Origin of the sequence: Arcticibacter eurypsychrophilus, from assembly GCF_001730525.1 — a bacterium.
Lineage (GTDB): Bacteria > Bacteroidota > Bacteroidia > Sphingobacteriales > Sphingobacteriaceae > Arcticibacter > Arcticibacter eurypsychrophilus.
This window is the reverse complement of the sequence record NZ_MDFN01000004.1, coordinates 51,623-66,886: the sequence shown is the minus strand read 5'-3', so window position 1 is coordinate 66,886 and position 15,264 is coordinate 51,623. Positions and strand designations below refer to the sequence as shown.

Genomic DNA, 15,264 nt, shown 5'->3' with positions numbered 1-15,264 from the left:
TAAAAAAAGCGCTATTTAGCTGTCGGTTATCCCGATATTTATATAGAAATACAATTAGCTAATCAAAAAACGTTCATATACTATGGAAACTAAAGAAAAACTACAGGAAGCATATATTAAATACGTATTAACAAACGGCGAACAACCTAAAACCGTATTTATATTTGCTAAAGAAAACGATATGCCAGAGGAAGAGTTTTATAACCATTTCACCTCGTTCGAAAGCATGGAGATCAGCATCTGGGCAGGACTCATGAACACAACTGTCGCAGAAGTGAAAGCTCAGGAGGTGTGGGGCCAATATACTTCAAGAGAAAAAGCCCTTAGCTTATTTTACAGCTTCATTGAATTACTAAAAGGAAAGCGAAGCTTCGCTATTTTTAGTTTAAAAAAGGCCCCAGGTAGTATCGGCAATAAAAAATTACTGCAGGGACTTAAGTCTAAATTTGAAGTATTCAGCGCTGAAATCATACAAGAAGGTATTGAATCAGGCGAACTAATGGATCGTCCTTTTTTTGCCAATAAATATAAAGATGCGCTCTGGATCCAGTTTGGTTTTGTACTCAACTTCTGGTTGAAAGATACCTCCCCAGGATTTGACAAAACCGATCAGGCAATAGAAAAAGGAGTGAATGTTACGTACAATCTCTTCCAGCGGTCACCACTAGATGAATTACTTGACTACGGAAAATTTCTTGCTAAAAACACCAATGTTAAAATGCCATTTTAGATGATTGAAAAAGAAGTAAAAGAACAAAACAGCATACCCACCAGTAAGGTAGAACGCTCCACTCAATTTGTAAAGACAGGATTTAAAATTGGCGGGAACTACGTAAAACATTATTCGAAAAAATTATTCAACCCGAATCTATCTAAGGATGAACTGAATGAAGAAAATGCAGCAGATATTTACGAATCTTTAAGTAAATTAAAAGGCAGTGCATTGAAAGTAGCTCAAATGCTGAGTATGGATAAAAACATATTGCCAAAAGCATATGTAGATAAATTCTCCCTTTCTCAATATAATGCACCACCCCTATCGGGTCCGCTTATTGTGCAAACCTTTCATAAATTATATGGTAAGACTCCTGATCAGATATTTGATAAATTCGACCTAAAATCCAGTAATGCCGCCTCCATAGGTCAGGTACATCAGGCCGAACTCCATGGAAAGAAGCTTGCCGTTAAAATTCAATACCCAGGTGTGGGCGATTCTATTTCTTCGGATCTGAAGCTTGTTAAACCTTTTGCATTTCGTCTATTAGGGATGAGTGAAAAGGAGTTAAATATATATATGAACGAAGTAGAAGAGCGTTTGCTGGAAGAAACAGATTATGAGTTGGAACTCAAAAGGTCTATTGAATTTTCTAAAGCCTGTTCTGTTTTAAATAATATTGTTTTTCCAACCTATTATCCCGAATTATCTACCAAAAGAACGATCACGATGGATTGGCTGGAAGGGAAACATTTAAAAGAATATTTGCAGACTAATCCATCACAGGAGGAGCGCAACATCATAGGTCAGGCTCTATGGGATTTTTATAATTTCCAACAACACGAGTTACGTGCCGTCCATGCAGATCCGCACCCTGGAAATTTTATGATTACCCCTGATGGAAAGCTTGGTGTAATAGATTTTGGATGTATCAAGGTGCTACCCGACGATTTTTACAATCCATTTTTCTCCTTGTCTTCTAATGGCTTTTTTGAAAGTAAAGAAAAGACACTAAAAGCTTTCAGAGAGCTGGAAATGATTCAACCAAACGATACACCAGCTCAAATTGAATTCTATCATGAAGTATATTGCCAAATGATTACCTTATTTGCCAAACCCTACACGAGTAATACTTTTGATTTTAGCGAAAATGCGTTCTTTGATAAACTTTATAAGTTTGGTGAAATGCTGTCAAAAATGCCCGAATTTAAGCAAGTACGCGGAGTAAAACACTTCATATACGTAAACCGTACTAATTTTGGGTTATACAATATTCTTCATGAGCTAAAGGCAATAGTACAAACAGATACCTATGTTCCGCAACTATCATTACAAGATTAATATCTTTTTATGAACACACAGCAGCAGCAGTATTCCAACCAGTTTTTATCTATCAAAAGGTTAAAAGGCGATGTTGAAGTCGAATCATTCATAGATAGGAATTTTTCTGATCTCATAACAAAAACAGCACTTTCCAGCTGGCTAAGTCAGGTTCAGCAGAACTCATCAATGACTCCCCTTCCAGATGAGTATTTGGGAGAAGCTTTCATGAGGAATGCCCAGACCTTACCGTTATGGGCAGATAGAAAGAGAATGAAAAACGGTTCCAGATTTTTTGTGCAGCACGCAGAACAAATTATGCAATTATTGGGATTACTTTCCCTGCCTTATTGTTACGCTGCTGCCGATGGAGCAATGGTTCTTTATCTTACTGAGCGTCTAAAAAGCAATGCAGGCAAACGCCTTACTGATACAGCTGGATTTATCTGGGATGTGATGGCACCCAATGCATTTGAAATAGAGGGAAAAGGATTTGCCAGTTGTCTAAAAATCAGACTTACTCATGCAGCTGCCCGGTATTATACGCTCAGGAGTGGTAAGTGGGATAGCACTTTAGGGTTCCCCATTAACCAGGAAGACATGGCTGGTACTAATTTATCTTTTTCACTCATCGTTATTCGCGGACTTCGTAAACTTGGTCATAGTATTTCTTATGAAGAACAGCAGTCATTTTTGCACCTGTGGAACGTAATTGGCTATCTTCTTGGTCTTGAAGATGACCTGATTACTCAGGATGGCAAATCTGCTCATGCACTTGAGTTGGCGATCCGTAATAGACATTTCAAGACCTCAGAACAAGGATCTGAGCTAACAAGGGTGTTAATCTCCTATTTCGACAGCGTCACTCCATCGAATATTTCACTTAAAGATACGCATCAGTTGATGCGTTATTTATTAGGAGACAAGATCGCAAACCTATTGAACATTCCCAATTCATCAATCCCTCTTTATTTACCATACCTTCTAAAAATAGCCAGCCATTTCCCAAATTTAGAACACAAAGTTTCGTACAAGCAGAAATATAATTCCTTCATAAGAAAAACAGCTTAAAAGTTATTCTACAAAATATCGGTTAATATGTCGATATTGTTAAATTATCGTATTTTTAAACGATAGTATTGGTAATTCCAATTTTATTCCTATATTAATATCTATTCTTTACCTAAAACAATAACCTAAATGTTCTCTAAAAAATTGATCACAACCATAACCTCACTATTTTTATTTGGTATTTCCACTTTCGCTCAGCAAAAAAGAATTGGCATTTTTGATGGACAACTTGATATTGGTGCAAACACCAAACCAGGTTCAGGAAATTACTTGCCACAAAGTCAGCAATATGTTATTTCCGGTGCAGGTTATAATATTTGGTTTGATCATGATGAGTTTCATTATGTTTATAAAAAAATAGAAGGTGACTTCATACTGTATACCCGTGCTGATTTTGTTGGATGGAACGGAGTAGAAGAACATCGTAAAATCGGATGGATGGTACGAAAGTCGTTAGATGGCAATTCCCCCCAAATAAATGCTGTTGAGCATGGCGATGGGCTCACCTCCTTGCAATTTCGAAAAAAAACAGGTGACAGCACACAAGAAATCCGTTCAAAAATCACTCATGCAAATGTTATTCAACTAGAAAGAAAAGGGAATACATATACCATGCGAGTTGCTAAATATGGCGAACCATTTGTTACAGAACAAGTGACAGACCTCGATCTGGGCAATGAAGTTTATGTAGGACTATTTGTAGGCTCACATAATCCCAACGTTGTGGAAACCGGTGTATTCAAAGATGTACGCATTACAATACCGTTTGCTGGAGTTGCAGACCAAAGCACGCAAATGACTTTAGGAAGTAATTTGGAATTAATGGAAATTGCAACCGGAAATCGTGAAATTATTTATTCGGTACCTTATTCTATACAAGCGCCCAACTGGACACCAGATAATAGAAGTCTCATTTTCAATGATAGTAAAGGTTTGCTTTACACTTTTGATTTAAAGAGCAGAAAATCTGTTGTTCTTAACACCGGAACTATTAAAAACAACAATAATGATCATGTATTATCCTTTGACGGGAAAATGATAGGATTAAGCAGTAACGTAAATCAATTAGGAGGATCAATTATATATACTGTACCAATTGTGGGTGGCATACCCAAGCAAATTACTCCTGTGGGTCCATCCTATCTGCATGGATGGTCTCCTGATGGAAAAAACCTGGTATATTGTGCTGAACGAAATGGCGAGTTTGATGTATATAAGATAGCTGTTAAAGGTGGCAAAGAAGAAAAGTTAACGAACACCAAAGGTCTTGACGATGGTCCTGAATATTCCCCTGATGGAAAATATATCTACTTTAATTCAGTACGCTCAGGATTAATGCAAATATGGAGAATGAAACCGGACGGTAAGGATCAGGAACAGGTAACTACCGATGATTTCAATAATTGGTTTGCTCATATATCTCCAGATGGCAAATGGATGGTTTATTTGTCTTTTCTAAAAGAAGATGTAGAACCCGGAATTCATCCTCCTTATAAACAAGTATATATTCGTTTACTACCAATCATAGGGGGCAAACCAAAAGTGCTCGCCTACCTGTACGGAGGTCAGGGTTCTATCAATACACCATCGTGGTCTCCGGATAGTAAACGCATCGCATTTATCAGCAATACAATCAGTGAAGATGATTTTGATTAGTAAATCAATGCCTATTACAATGGAAAGTTACAATTGAATTTAGCAGCAAATTTAAAGTTGATGAGTAATTAATTAACCTGCTAGATTCTCTCCTTAAATAGTTAGATAAAATTCTTATTTACACTATTTAATAAATTTCTTTCAATAGTTAATTTATACTAATTTTTTAACCCTAATACTCCTTCAATACAAGAATAAAGATCTTCTAAACTAAAAGGCTTTGCCAAATATGCACTTGCTAAAATGTCATCTGCAATTTTTTCTATATCGGGATGTGCAGAAAATAAAACGAATGGAATGTTCCGATAAGTATCAAAACTTTTTATTTCCCTTACAATTTCAGGAGCCTCTCTTTGACCAATAGAATTATCCATCAAAATAAGGTCAGGTAAAAAGTCATGCAAGGCACGAATAATATGAGAAGCTTCATTCAAGATCTTCACTACATACTGATCTGCAAGTGCCATCTCAACAGTTAAGCCAATATCAAAATCATCTTCGACAACTAAAATCTTTTTCATATGATTAATCAAGAGTTGAATTCTGCACAAACCAAAAATCATAAAAAGACTGTAAGCAAATTACCAGGTTCAAATACCCTGATGGTTTAGCTACATAAGCATTAGCACCAAAGTCAAGAGCTGTTTTAATATCCTTTGGGTTCTCCGATGTAGAAAAAAGCACAATAGGTACATACCTGAAGTAAGGAATATCTCTAATTTCTTTAAGCAGATTTATACCCGATATACCTGGAAGATTTAGATCTAATAAAATAAGCTTAGGTTTTAAATTTTTAAAAGCCATATAAGTTAATATGTCCAAAGCCGCTCGCCCATTATCAACTATCCTTATGGATACTTCATTTTTTAACTCTTGCACCGCATTTTCCATTATAAACGAAAAATCCGTGTCATCTTCCACAAAAAACAAGTCTGTATTATTTTCCATTAAGAGTTTACAAATGACAAATAAAATGTAGTCCCAATACCTAATTTGCTTTCAAACCAAACTCTTGCATGGTGTTTTTCTATAATACGCTTTACAATTGCCAGCCCCACTCCTGTTCCCTCAAAATCCTTTACATTATCCATACGCTTAAACAGCTCAAATACAAGTTTATAATATCGATCATCAATTCCAATTCCATTATCAGAGATCGTATAAATAGTTTCTTTATCTAGTTTAATACCCTTAACACTCACCACTGATGGTGTAGATCTTGATGAATATTTAACAGCATTATTAATCAGATTAGTAAATACCTGATTGATCATAACAGCATCTCCGAGAATATCTGGTGTGTCTCCAATTTCAAATTCCAAATCTTTCGGTTGTAAACCCTCTATAACATCTTCTTTAATTTCATTGATCAAATGAGTCATATCAATAGGGGAAGTTTGTACTTCTGCCTTGCCTATCATGGAATATTTTAATATTTCCTTGATTAGCAAATCCATTTTATCGGCACATACTTTTATCCTATCCAACACTTTTCTTGCATTATCATCAAGGCTTTTGTTATTTGTTAATAAAAGCTCAGAATAGGTCTTTATTGAAGATAAAGGTGTACGCAAGTCATGAGAAACAGTAAAGCTGAAAGTGTCTAGTTCATCATAAGCTTGTTTAAGCTTTTCGTTTAACAGGCGAATCTCGTTTGCCTTTCGAGTTATCACATAAATGACATGTTCGCGCAAATTTACAACGGCAGCAATTTCTGCTCTGTTCCATCTTTCTGAAGTATTCTTAACTATATCGGTCCAACTATCAAATGATTTTCTGGGAGAAAGTGTTAACAATCCGTTTTCACTTTGCATTTCTGGCTTTTCAGGGTTGCCTGCCCAGGTTAAAGTTTGAATCTGCTCCGGTTTAAACCACATTATAAATTCACCAAGTTCTCTGGAGAGCATGCAAGCTAAAATACCACTGCCAATCTGGCTATAGCTTTTTGAAGGTGAAAATATTTGAGGAAATCGGTGCGTATAATAAACAGAGTCAGACATGTTTATCTTAAGCCAATCAACAATTTCTTCTATTTGTTCGTCATTAGGAGTGTCGCCGATATGTGTTATCTTATTTTCGAATACTAATACTGCCCCTGTTGCTGAATTGATGTCCTTGATAGATATATTATCCCGAAATAAAGCATCATTGATGTTAGTTTCTTTTTCAAGATGTTCAATAAGCTGATTTACTCCTTGGTTTAAAAAAGTAAACTTTTCACTATCTTCTTCTCCTTGCCTGTACTCTAGTGCTGACGAGAGTATCTGTCCTAATAATTTTGCCGCATCACGAGCTTTATAATTAATAAACTTTGGAGAATAATTGTGGCACGCAATAAGGCCCCATAATTTACCATGGGCAAGCAATGAAATACTAAAGCTTGATTGAACCCCCATATTTTTTAAATATTGAATATGAATTGGAGATACTGCCCTTAAACAAGAATGAGTAAGATCGAGTGGTACGTTCTTTGCCTTATCGGTTATGATAGAAGAACTAATAGAATCTACATCCGCTATAATACGAGTTAAATTAATTTTGTAAAGCTCCCTTGCCTGCTTTGGAATATCCGAAGCCGGATAATGAAGACCCATGAAAGGCTCTAAAGAATGTTCTTTAGCCTCCGCAACTACTTCTCCATGCCCGTCATCACCAAACTTATAGACCATTACTCTATCATAACTGATAATCCTTTTAATTTCAGTAGCAGCATTTTGTAACATGGCATCCAACTTTTTCACAGAAAGAATTTCGGATATGGAACGCCCTATGGTTTGTTGTACATCAACACTGGCATCCGTAGATGCAGGCTCAAATTCCAGTATTTTGTTTTCATCGGAAGAAGTTACAATCATGAAATATGGCTCCGAATTTAGCTGAAGAAGGAAAGGGTTGACCACTTCCAAACCATTTGCGTAGTTCCCAACAGTGATAAGCTGACTGATTGTTAATTCCGATCCTGATGTATCCAGTTTAAGCCTGTCTTCCAATTCAGAAAGAGACTTTCCAAGGTAATTCCCCCCCTCGTCCCGAATATAATTATTAATATTTTCGCTTATATAGGTAATGATGTGTGATTCCGCGTTAACAGCAATTAAAAACCCATGTGACTGAATTTGGCCTAGTATGTGGATGGGCTCTATATCACAATTAGTCAGATCAACATTGTACGCATTCATAAATATGAATTTTAAGAATAATTTTTTTTAATAAAGACGGAAAAACCATACCACTCATCGTTGTTAAGTTCATACTAGCTGATGAAGGACTATTTATCTACTGTGGCTTTCAGTAAAGATGAACATTAATTATTCATTTATAGCTTATTTAGCATAAGTTGTTCTGTATTAATTTTTCCCTTAACAAAACCCACAATGGGTTATCCTGATCAGAAAGCCATAGGTTTCTCCTTGTTTTCAGAAGTTACAAACCCGCAGGTCAGCAATCTAAAGATTTATGACTTGAGTAAAGAGTTAGATTGAAAAATAAAAACCCTAACTTGAGCACCATAAATGCATATATAAATGATATGCAGTAAGCATATTTTCAGCTTCTTATAAATTAATCAAGAAATGGAATTAAAAGATTTACTTCCTACTGCTCTTTGGGAAAACTTTGCAGATCTGAATGCAATACCAAGGGCTTCTAAAAAGGAAGAACGTGTTATTGCTTTTGCAATGAGTTATGGTGAAAGTTTAGGGCTTGAAACCCGGAGAGATGCTATTGGTAATGTGTTGATTAAAAAGCCGGCCACGCCAGGAATGGAAAACCGTCAAACTGTTGTCCTCCAGTCACACCTGGATATGGTGCATCAGAAAAATAGTGATATCACCTTTGATTTTGAAAACCAGGGTATCGACATGTATGTAGAAGGCGATTGGGTTAAAGCAAAAGGTACTACACTTGGATCCGATAACGGGATTGGTGTAGCTGCAATAATGTCCTTGCTTGCTTCTACAGATATTCCACATCCAGAATTAGAAGCTATGTTTACAGTTGATGAGGAAACAGGAATGACTGGTGCCATGCAAATGGATCCGGCAAACTTTAGCGGTCGCATTTTATTGAACCTGGATACTGAAGAGGAAGATGAACTGACTATTGGCTGTGCTGGAGGAATAGATACCAATACCAAAGGTTCCTACAAAGAATTTCCGGTTCAAGAAGGCTATGTCGCGTTCGAAATTGTAATCCAGGGTTTACTTGGTGGACACTCCGGAACAGAGATACATCTAGGCAGAGCGAACGCAAACAAACTTATGAATCGCATACTCTATAAAGCGTTGCAGTCCTTTGATTTTAGGTTAGCAAGTTTGGATGGAGGAAGCCTCCGCAATGCGATTCCAAGAGAATCAAAAGCATTAGTTTTAATTCCGAAATCAGATAATGAGCTTTTCTTAACTTTCGTTTCTCAATTTACCGATCTCCTGAAAAATGAATTTAAAACCATTGAAAAGAACCTTACAATAAGTTGCAAAGAAGCAGAAAAACCTGGCTTAGTCATGGATCCTGACTATTTCAAAAAACTTACACAGGCTATTTATGCAGTTCCAAATGGAGTTTTTCGCATGAGTCCTGATATCGAAGGTTTGGTAGAAACTTCCACTAACCTGGCTAGAGTACTGGTTAAGGATGGAACTTTCATCACTCAATCCCTGCAGCGAAGCAGTGTGGAAAGCAGCAAAGAAGACGTCGCCTTTTCTGTTCGCAGCACTTTTGAAAGCATAGGATGTGAAGTCACCCAAAATGGTGATTATCCCGGATGGAAGCCTAATGCTGATTCTCCCCTATTGAAATTAATGTTGAAGCTTTATCCCGATCATTTCGACCACGAACCGCAGGTAGGTGCTTGTCATGCCGGATTGGAATGTGGTATTTTAGGAAGTCATTTCCCCGGTATGGATATGATCTCATTTGGTCCTACCATTCGCGGAGCACATTCTCCCAATGAAAAAGTTCAAGTTTCTTCAGTTGGGAAATTTTACGAATACCTACAACATATCCTTCGGGAAATTCCTGTAAAATAAATGAAGAATAACAAGCTTTTCTAGAATAAATTTCCTAGCATTATTATGACGTATTAAATACTCACTCCTATTTGATATTTCATAATAATGCTCTATCTTCATTGAATACCTTGAAGAACATGAAATTAAACCTATTAAGCAGCCTCGTATTGTGTAGTATCACATTTTTAGCTTCCGCACAGCAACCCTCTGACAAAATCAAGACAAACACAGGTCCTCTTACAATTTCGCCAGTGCAACATGCATCCTTGGTAATCACCTGGAATAATAAGACCATTTATGTTGATCCCACAGGTACGGCAGCAACATATAAAAACTTTAAAGCTCCCGACCTAATCCTGATTACTGATATTCACCCCGATCATCTGGATCCTAAAATCATAGACACACTAAATACTTCCAAAGCACTTTTTATAGTACCTCAAGCAGTAGCAGATCTACTTCCCGGAGTAGAGGCCGAAAAAATTACCGTTTTAAATAATGGCAATGAAGCAACCAAGCTTGACATTAAAATAACAGCAATTCCCATGTATAATATTCCGGAAACCCCCGATTCCAGGCATCCTAAAGGTCGTGGTAACGGTTATATCTTAAACATAGGTGGCAAAAACATCTACATTTCCGGAGATACCGGAGATACAAAGGAAATGCGTGCACTTAAGAATATCGACGTTGCCTTTGTATGTATGAATCTTCCTTATACCATGGATATTAATCACGCTGCAAGTGGTGTTCTGGCCTTTAAACCCGCTATTATTTACCCATACCATCACAAGGGACAAGATATCAAGGCGTTTAAAAAGCTAGTTAATGATAAAAATCCTAAAATAGAAGTACGGTTAAGGAACTGGTATCCAAACTAATACCCTCACTTAATACGTACCTTTTTCATTTCATCACGACCATAGAATACAGGGAAGTACATCATTTCAGCCTTTGCCAGATTTAAAATACAAGTTCAATCATAGCGTGGCATCAATTTTATTATAAAGTTTTACTTTCCTTTTTTAAGCTTCTTGCGGAGAATACTGAAGTTTACGTAAGAAATCAAAATTAAGCTGTAACAATTCTACGTACTTTCACAGATCATAGGACGCAGACAATGAGTACTGAAAGACCGATCAATATAGTATTTAGCTATGAGAATATAAATGCTGTTATAACAAACAGGGTTGTATTAGTTATAACAGCACATCAGAATATTTCAATTAAATGGAGCCGATTCTTTTATGCGACAGATATTCTAAGTAAAAGTAAGCTATTGTAGCGTTCAAGTAAATCCACATACTTATCTTTCCACAGATTTTTATTAAGAGGGGAATCTGGCTCTTCAGCTGAAGTATTCAAAAAGGACGACTTTCTGAATCCCTTTTGAAAATCCTCTGAAGTAAAGAGCTGAGGTAGTTCTTCTGAGAAATCATGATTAATGACACAACCAATCCTGTAAATAATCTCTGGTTTAAGCTGTTGCTGGTTAAACCAGTTATAGACTGATCGCCTGTTTACGTTGGTTAAACGAGCTACATCGCTTATAGAGTGTCCGTTTCTTCTTATTACTTTTTCGATAATTTGTCCGTGATGAATTAACATGTTTGAGAGCGTGATTAATTTAACTATTTAAAGACCAATTTTATTTATTTCTATTTTTACTTTTTATTTTATACTTTATTAAACGTTTTGGGTAATTATTTCTTCATATGTGTAATTATTTGCTCAATTATTATCTCATCACATCGTACATGATGACAAAGATCACATATATATTTATATATTACTCATAATATATAAATATATAAACAATATCTGTACCGAATAGGTTAATTCTTAAACAGTTATTCACATGTATAAATAATAGAGATTTAAGCAGTGATATTAAATACACATTCTTTAAAGGAAGATTGAATGTCTTCATTCATATAGATTCCCCTTTCTACTTGATAGAGAAACGTTTAAATATGGAACCTAATTTAAGCCTTCCTGTAATAACTGACTATAATCTAAATGAAAGGCTTTTCAAAAGAGCTCCAATAAAACAAGAGATACCACCAGGAAGGCTGGCTTAATTCTAAAATAAGTCCTAAAATAAAATAAACAGCGCTCCGACTACACTAATATAAAATGGTAAGAGACCATTTCGACGGTTAGCATTTATAAAAAGGGTAAAAGGTTTATTCCCGCTTTACGTAATTGAACTAATCTTGTAATCGTAGCCGAACATTTATTCGGGTTATTACATCGTGTATAGAAAAAAGCTACAATGGAAGGCGTTCCCTTAAAAAATTCATTAAAACGAAACCTTTCTTTATTCTGATCTTCTAAAACTACGTTCTTGATAGTTGAACCAAAAGGCAATGAGTTATAATCCATGTCAAAAGAAAAAGAACAACGTGAGAATGTGAGGGTATTAAAGCAGGCATGCCTTGTTTCAGGGCCTTCATTTATATTCTGCATCGTTCGCCATAATAAATCTTTAGATTGAAGATCAGCAGCAAGATTACGTAGCGCTCCATTTTTACTCTGAGCAGAACCATGTCGATCTGTTTCCATTGTACTAAAACCAGTTCTTTTGTTTCCCACGAAAGTAGAAAAGACTGTTCCAAGAGCCAATGTTTCAAAAAAACTTTATTTTCTAATGCTTGTTTTGGTCTATCTTTATTATTCAACATATCATCACCAATCTTCTTATCAAAAAATAGAATAAGTGTTTAACTCGGTTTTTCACATCCTTTCCTGGTATAGTACCACCAATTGATACTGGTTGCAATCACACATAATACAATCAGCCCATAAAAGAATGGAATAGTATTTCCTGCCGCTTCAATGGTATACCCGATTAATATGCTGAACAAAAAAGGACCATAAGCCGCAATTGCCGCTGTCCATCCTATTACTCCGGCAGCTTGCCTGGGGGAAGAAGAAAATATAACCGGAAATTGTCTGAAAGTCGCGGCATTGCCAATCCCGGTAAAAAAGAATATAAATAAAATCACCGTCAAAAAAGCGGGAAACTGATCAACGGAGACAGGCGTTAAAAGCCCCATAAAGATAAGTGCAAACAGGCATATAATCAAGGCAATGCCTGTAATATGGGTAAGGATCGCTCCACCAAATTTATCAGTCACAGGTCCAAATAGTATTCGCGTTAAGGAGCCTACAAGCGGCCCATAAAAGGCATATTTCAATGGGTCGGGTGCTCCATCAAATCCACCATATAATATATTGGTAAGGAGTGGAAATACAGCTGAAAGTCCTGCAAAGATCCCGAAAGTCATCAAATAGGTCACCGTACAAAACCAGGTATGTTTGATGTGAAAGATATCAAATTGTTCCCTGAAGGAGGCTTTGATAGGAACACTTTTTAACTTCCACCAGCTGACCGCCGTCATAATGATCAATGGGATGATGTAAATATAAGATGCATTCTGGAGCCATACAGATGACGTTTCGCCCGCCTTTGTGAGTGTTTGCGGTCCTCCCCCTAAGCCTCCAAAAACAGAGAACCCAATAATCCAGGGAGTTAAAAATTGGGCTAAGCTTACACCAAAATTTCCGATGCCAGCCTGTATCCCTAAGGCAGTTCCCTGCAAACGCTTAGGGAAAAAGATACTGGTACTGGGCATATAAGAAGAAAAATCTCCTCCTCCAAATCCAAGCATGAATGCAAGAACCATAAATACGGCAAAAGAAGTATTCACATCCCGCACCACTATTCCGATTCCGATACAAGGAATCAGTTTAAGGAGTGTGGCCACAATGATCACTTTGCGGGTTCCAAAAACCGGCACTAGGAAGGTATGAATTATCCGTAGAGTTCCACCAGCCAGACCAGGCATTGCAGCGAGCCAAAATAATTGCATTTTGGTGTAAGTGAAACCAATCTGGGGCAGGCGCACCACAATTACACTCATAATATACCAGGTACAGAAAGAAATCACCAGCGATATGGTGGTAATAGTTAATGTCCTCCAGGCAATTTTTTTACCTGAATTTTCCCAGAAGGACTCATCTTCCGGAGTCCAGGTGCTTAACCATGTGTCCTTCATAACTAAAAATCAATGATAGGTGTCTGAAAAATTTACATTCTTTACGATCTTTCTTTGTTTTCCTCCTCCCGGCAGGTAGTACAACCAAAAGAAACCAACCAGAAATAAAGCCAGCGAAGCTAAAAATGCCGGAAGTGCAATGTCTGCATGTTGAGCCAGCGCATTGTTTAAAGTGGTATATAAGAGCCAGATCTGTATACTTACATTTAATATTAATACCAGGATGAGAGCTAATATTAGCGTGCTCGTTTTATTTGGATGTGCCTGATCTTGTCCTTCTCTGAAAGTACTCATGGTTTTAAGTTTAAACTACGGCTTTATTACTTGGTTCATACGCTTTTACATAAACATCCATTCCTTTAATCACCACATCAAGTCGGGGAAGAGGACGCGGAGGAGGCCCTTCCAGAGCTTCTCCTGTCAAAGCGTCAAACCATCCGTTATGACAAGGGCATTCTATCCTGCCACTCCCCGGTAAATAAAAAACTGCACAGGAAAGGTGTGTGCATTTTTGTTCATAAGATCTGAATTGACCATCTTCCAGATGAATCAAAATATAAGGGATATCACTTCCGCTAATCACGAAAGCCTTGGTACCTCCTATCGGAAGTTCGTCCTTTTTACACACGAAATGCTCATTCACTATCTTTTCAGGAGGAAAGAAATTTGCTTTTATCGCTACATAACCTGTTCCTGTAGCCAATCCTCCAGAAACCAGACAGAGGAATTTAGCAAAATCTCTGCGACTTACCTGTGTTGACTCAAGCTCAGGTATAGGAAAATCTTCTTTCCAGTGATTGTCTTTAGTATCTCTTGCCATATCTCATTAATCAAGTATTAATCAACTCTCAATTCAGTTGCCCCCTTTGGCATCATGATGTTCACCTTTGTACTTACTTTTTCGTTGCCGAATATGAAATTATTAACCGGACTACTATTAGGGCGCATCATCGCCATTTCTTCCCTTGTTCCATAATAAAGGGCCTGAGTAGGACATACAGTAGCGCACATTGGTTTTTTTCCTGCACTGGTACGGTCATAACACATATTACATTTCATCATCAGATCATACGCTTCATTTTTCTTAGGCACCCCAAATGGACAAGCCATGACACAGTTAGAACAACCAATGCATCGGGCAGTATTTGCGGTATGAACCACCCCAAATTCGTCTTTAGAAATAGCATCGGCAGGACATACATTGGCACATGCAGGATCATCACAGTGCATACAAACCTGAACAGTAGTCTGAATAGTTACTGCGCGATCAATGTAGTTCACATGGATCATAGATTCATGTCCATTTGTTTCACATTCAGCACAGGCCATTTCGCATGCTTTACATCCTATGCATCGCTGCATATCGACAAAAAATTCCTGGTTGGTTTTATAGTTAGTAACAGGCATAATTTATTTATAAAATCGTGTATGT

The 15,264-nt window shown here is 37.0% G+C and carries 15 protein-coding genes; 6 read left to right on the top strand and 9 right to left on the bottom strand.

What is annotated here, in order from left to right; all coding sequences use genetic code 11:
• Positions 1-82: 82 nt before the first annotated feature.
• From BFL47_RS03470 to BFL47_RS03455, 4 genes are all read left to right on the top strand, one after another.
• Positions 83-730 carry a TetR family transcriptional regulator C-terminal domain-containing protein gene (locus BFL47_RS03470; RefSeq protein WP_069658414.1) on the top strand — a complete coding sequence of 216 codons (648 nt, stop codon included), beginning with the start codon at positions 83-85 and terminating at the stop codon, positions 728-730.
• Positions 731-2,056: an ABC1 kinase family protein gene (locus tag BFL47_RS03465; protein ID WP_069658413.1), complete on the top strand. Its 1,326-nt coding sequence runs from the start codon at positions 731-733 to the stop codon at positions 2,054-2,056.
• Between the two features lie 9 nt (positions 2,057-2,065).
• Positions 2,066-3,106: an oxygenase MpaB family protein gene (locus BFL47_RS03460; RefSeq protein ID WP_069658412.1), complete on the top strand. Its 1,041-nt coding sequence runs from the start codon at positions 2,066-2,068 to the stop codon at positions 3,104-3,106.
• Between the two features lie 129 nt (positions 3,107-3,235).
• Positions 3,236-4,762, top strand: a complete 1,527-nt coding sequence (locus BFL47_RS03455; RefSeq protein WP_069658411.1) for a TolB family protein — start codon at positions 3,236-3,238, stop codon at positions 4,760-4,762.
• Between the two features lie 158 nt (positions 4,763-4,920).
• Here the strand turns inward: BFL47_RS03455 and BFL47_RS03450 are convergent, their stop codons facing one another.
• From BFL47_RS03450 to BFL47_RS03440, 3 genes are read right to left on the bottom strand one after another with little or no spacing between them, the layout of a single operon-like run.
• Positions 4,921-5,283, bottom strand: coding sequence for a response regulator (locus tag BFL47_RS03450; RefSeq protein ID WP_069658410.1), 363 nt, complete (start codon positions 5,281-5,283; stop codon positions 4,921-4,923).
• Positions 5,284-5,287: 4 nt separating this feature from the next.
• On the bottom strand, positions 5,288-5,710 hold the full coding sequence (locus BFL47_RS03445; RefSeq protein WP_069658409.1) for a response regulator: 423 nt from the start codon (positions 5,708-5,710) through the stop codon (positions 5,288-5,290).
• On the bottom strand, positions 5,710-7,941 hold the full coding sequence (locus BFL47_RS03440) for an ATP-binding protein (protein WP_069658408.1): 2,232 nt from the start codon (positions 7,939-7,941) through the stop codon (positions 5,710-5,712). Before BFL47_RS03440 ends, BFL47_RS03445 begins: the two co-directional genes overlap by 1 nt.
• A 393-nt stretch (positions 7,942-8,334) precedes the next feature.
• Between BFL47_RS03440 and BFL47_RS03435 the strand changes: the two genes are divergently transcribed.
• A complete protein-coding gene (locus BFL47_RS03435) occupies positions 8,335-9,789 on the top strand; it encodes an aminoacyl-histidine dipeptidase (protein ID WP_069658407.1) in 1,455 nt (484 codons plus the stop codon).
• 119 nt (positions 9,790-9,908) lie between these two features.
• Complete coding sequence (locus tag BFL47_RS03430; RefSeq protein WP_069658406.1) at positions 9,909-10,652, top strand: MBL fold metallo-hydrolase; 744 nt, start codon at positions 9,909-9,911, stop codon at positions 10,650-10,652.
• Between the two features lie 364 nt (positions 10,653-11,016).
• Here the strand turns inward: BFL47_RS03430 and BFL47_RS03425 are convergent, their stop codons facing one another.
• The 6 genes from BFL47_RS03425 to BFL47_RS03395 form a co-directional block, all read right to left on the bottom strand.
• Positions 11,017-11,379, bottom strand: a complete 363-nt coding sequence (locus tag BFL47_RS03425) for a helix-turn-helix domain-containing protein (protein WP_069658405.1) — start codon at positions 11,377-11,379, stop codon at positions 11,017-11,019.
• Positions 11,380-11,937: 558 nt separating this feature from the next.
• Entirely contained in the window at positions 11,938-12,336 is a 399-nt protein-coding gene (locus BFL47_RS03420) for a thioredoxin domain-containing protein (protein WP_139125750.1), read from the bottom strand.
• 158 nt (positions 12,337-12,494) lie between these two features.
• Positions 12,495-13,832, bottom strand: a complete 1,338-nt coding sequence (locus tag BFL47_RS03410) for an MFS transporter (RefSeq protein ID WP_069658402.1) — start codon at positions 13,830-13,832, stop codon at positions 12,495-12,497.
• 9 nt (positions 13,833-13,841) lie between these two features.
• A complete protein-coding gene (locus tag BFL47_RS03405) occupies positions 13,842-14,126 on the bottom strand; it encodes a DUF6755 family protein (protein WP_069658401.1) in 285 nt (94 codons plus the stop codon).
• 10 nt (positions 14,127-14,136) lie between these two features.
• Positions 14,137-14,652, bottom strand: coding sequence for a Rieske (2Fe-2S) protein (locus BFL47_RS03400; protein WP_069658400.1), 516 nt, complete (start codon positions 14,650-14,652; stop codon positions 14,137-14,139).
• 17 nt (positions 14,653-14,669) lie between these two features.
• Complete coding sequence (locus tag BFL47_RS03395; protein WP_069658399.1) at positions 14,670-15,239, bottom strand: 4Fe-4S dicluster domain-containing protein; 570 nt, start codon at positions 15,237-15,239, stop codon at positions 14,670-14,672.
• Between the last annotated feature and the right edge of the window lie 25 nt (positions 15,240-15,264).

Coding starts and splice junctions, on each gene's coding strand:
- BFL47_RS03470 (WP_069658414.1), top strand. CDS start 83: ATGGAAACTAAAGAAAAACTACAGGAAGCATATATTAAATACGTATTA.
- BFL47_RS03465 (WP_069658413.1), top strand. CDS start 731: ATGATTGAAAAAGAAGTAAAAGAACAAAACAGCATACCCACCAGTAAG.
- BFL47_RS03460 (WP_069658412.1), top strand. CDS start 2,066: ATGAACACACAGCAGCAGCAGTATTCCAACCAGTTTTTATCTATCAAA.
- BFL47_RS03455 (WP_069658411.1), top strand. CDS start 3,236: ATGTTCTCTAAAAAATTGATCACAACCATAACCTCACTATTTTTATTT.
- BFL47_RS03450 (WP_069658410.1), bottom strand. CDS start 5,283: ATGAAAAAGATTTTAGTTGTCGAAGATGATTTTGATATTGGCTTAACT.
- BFL47_RS03445 (WP_069658409.1), bottom strand. CDS start 5,710: ATGGAAAATAATACAGACTTGTTTTTTGTGGAAGATGACACGGATTTT.
- BFL47_RS03440 (WP_069658408.1), bottom strand. CDS start 7,941: ATGAATGCGTACAATGTTGATCTGACTAATTGTGATATAGAGCCCATC.
- BFL47_RS03435 (WP_069658407.1), top strand. CDS start 8,335: ATGGAATTAAAAGATTTACTTCCTACTGCTCTTTGGGAAAACTTTGCA.
- BFL47_RS03430 (WP_069658406.1), top strand. CDS start 9,909: ATGAAATTAAACCTATTAAGCAGCCTCGTATTGTGTAGTATCACATTT.
- BFL47_RS03425 (WP_069658405.1), bottom strand. CDS start 11,379: ATGTTAATTCATCACGGACAAATTATCGAAAAAGTAATAAGAAGAAAC.
- BFL47_RS03420 (WP_139125750.1), bottom strand. CDS start 12,336: ATGGAAACAGATCGACATGGTTCTGCTCAGAGTAAAAATGGAGCGCTA.
- BFL47_RS03410 (WP_069658402.1), bottom strand. CDS start 13,832: ATGAAGGACACATGGTTAAGCACCTGGACTCCGGAAGATGAGTCCTTC.
- BFL47_RS03405 (WP_069658401.1), bottom strand. CDS start 14,126: ATGAGTACTTTCAGAGAAGGACAAGATCAGGCACATCCAAATAAAACG.
- BFL47_RS03400 (WP_069658400.1), bottom strand. CDS start 14,652: ATGGCAAGAGATACTAAAGACAATCACTGGAAAGAAGATTTTCCTATA.
- BFL47_RS03395 (WP_069658399.1), bottom strand. CDS start 15,239: ATGCCTGTTACTAACTATAAAACCAACCAGGAATTTTTTGTCGATATG.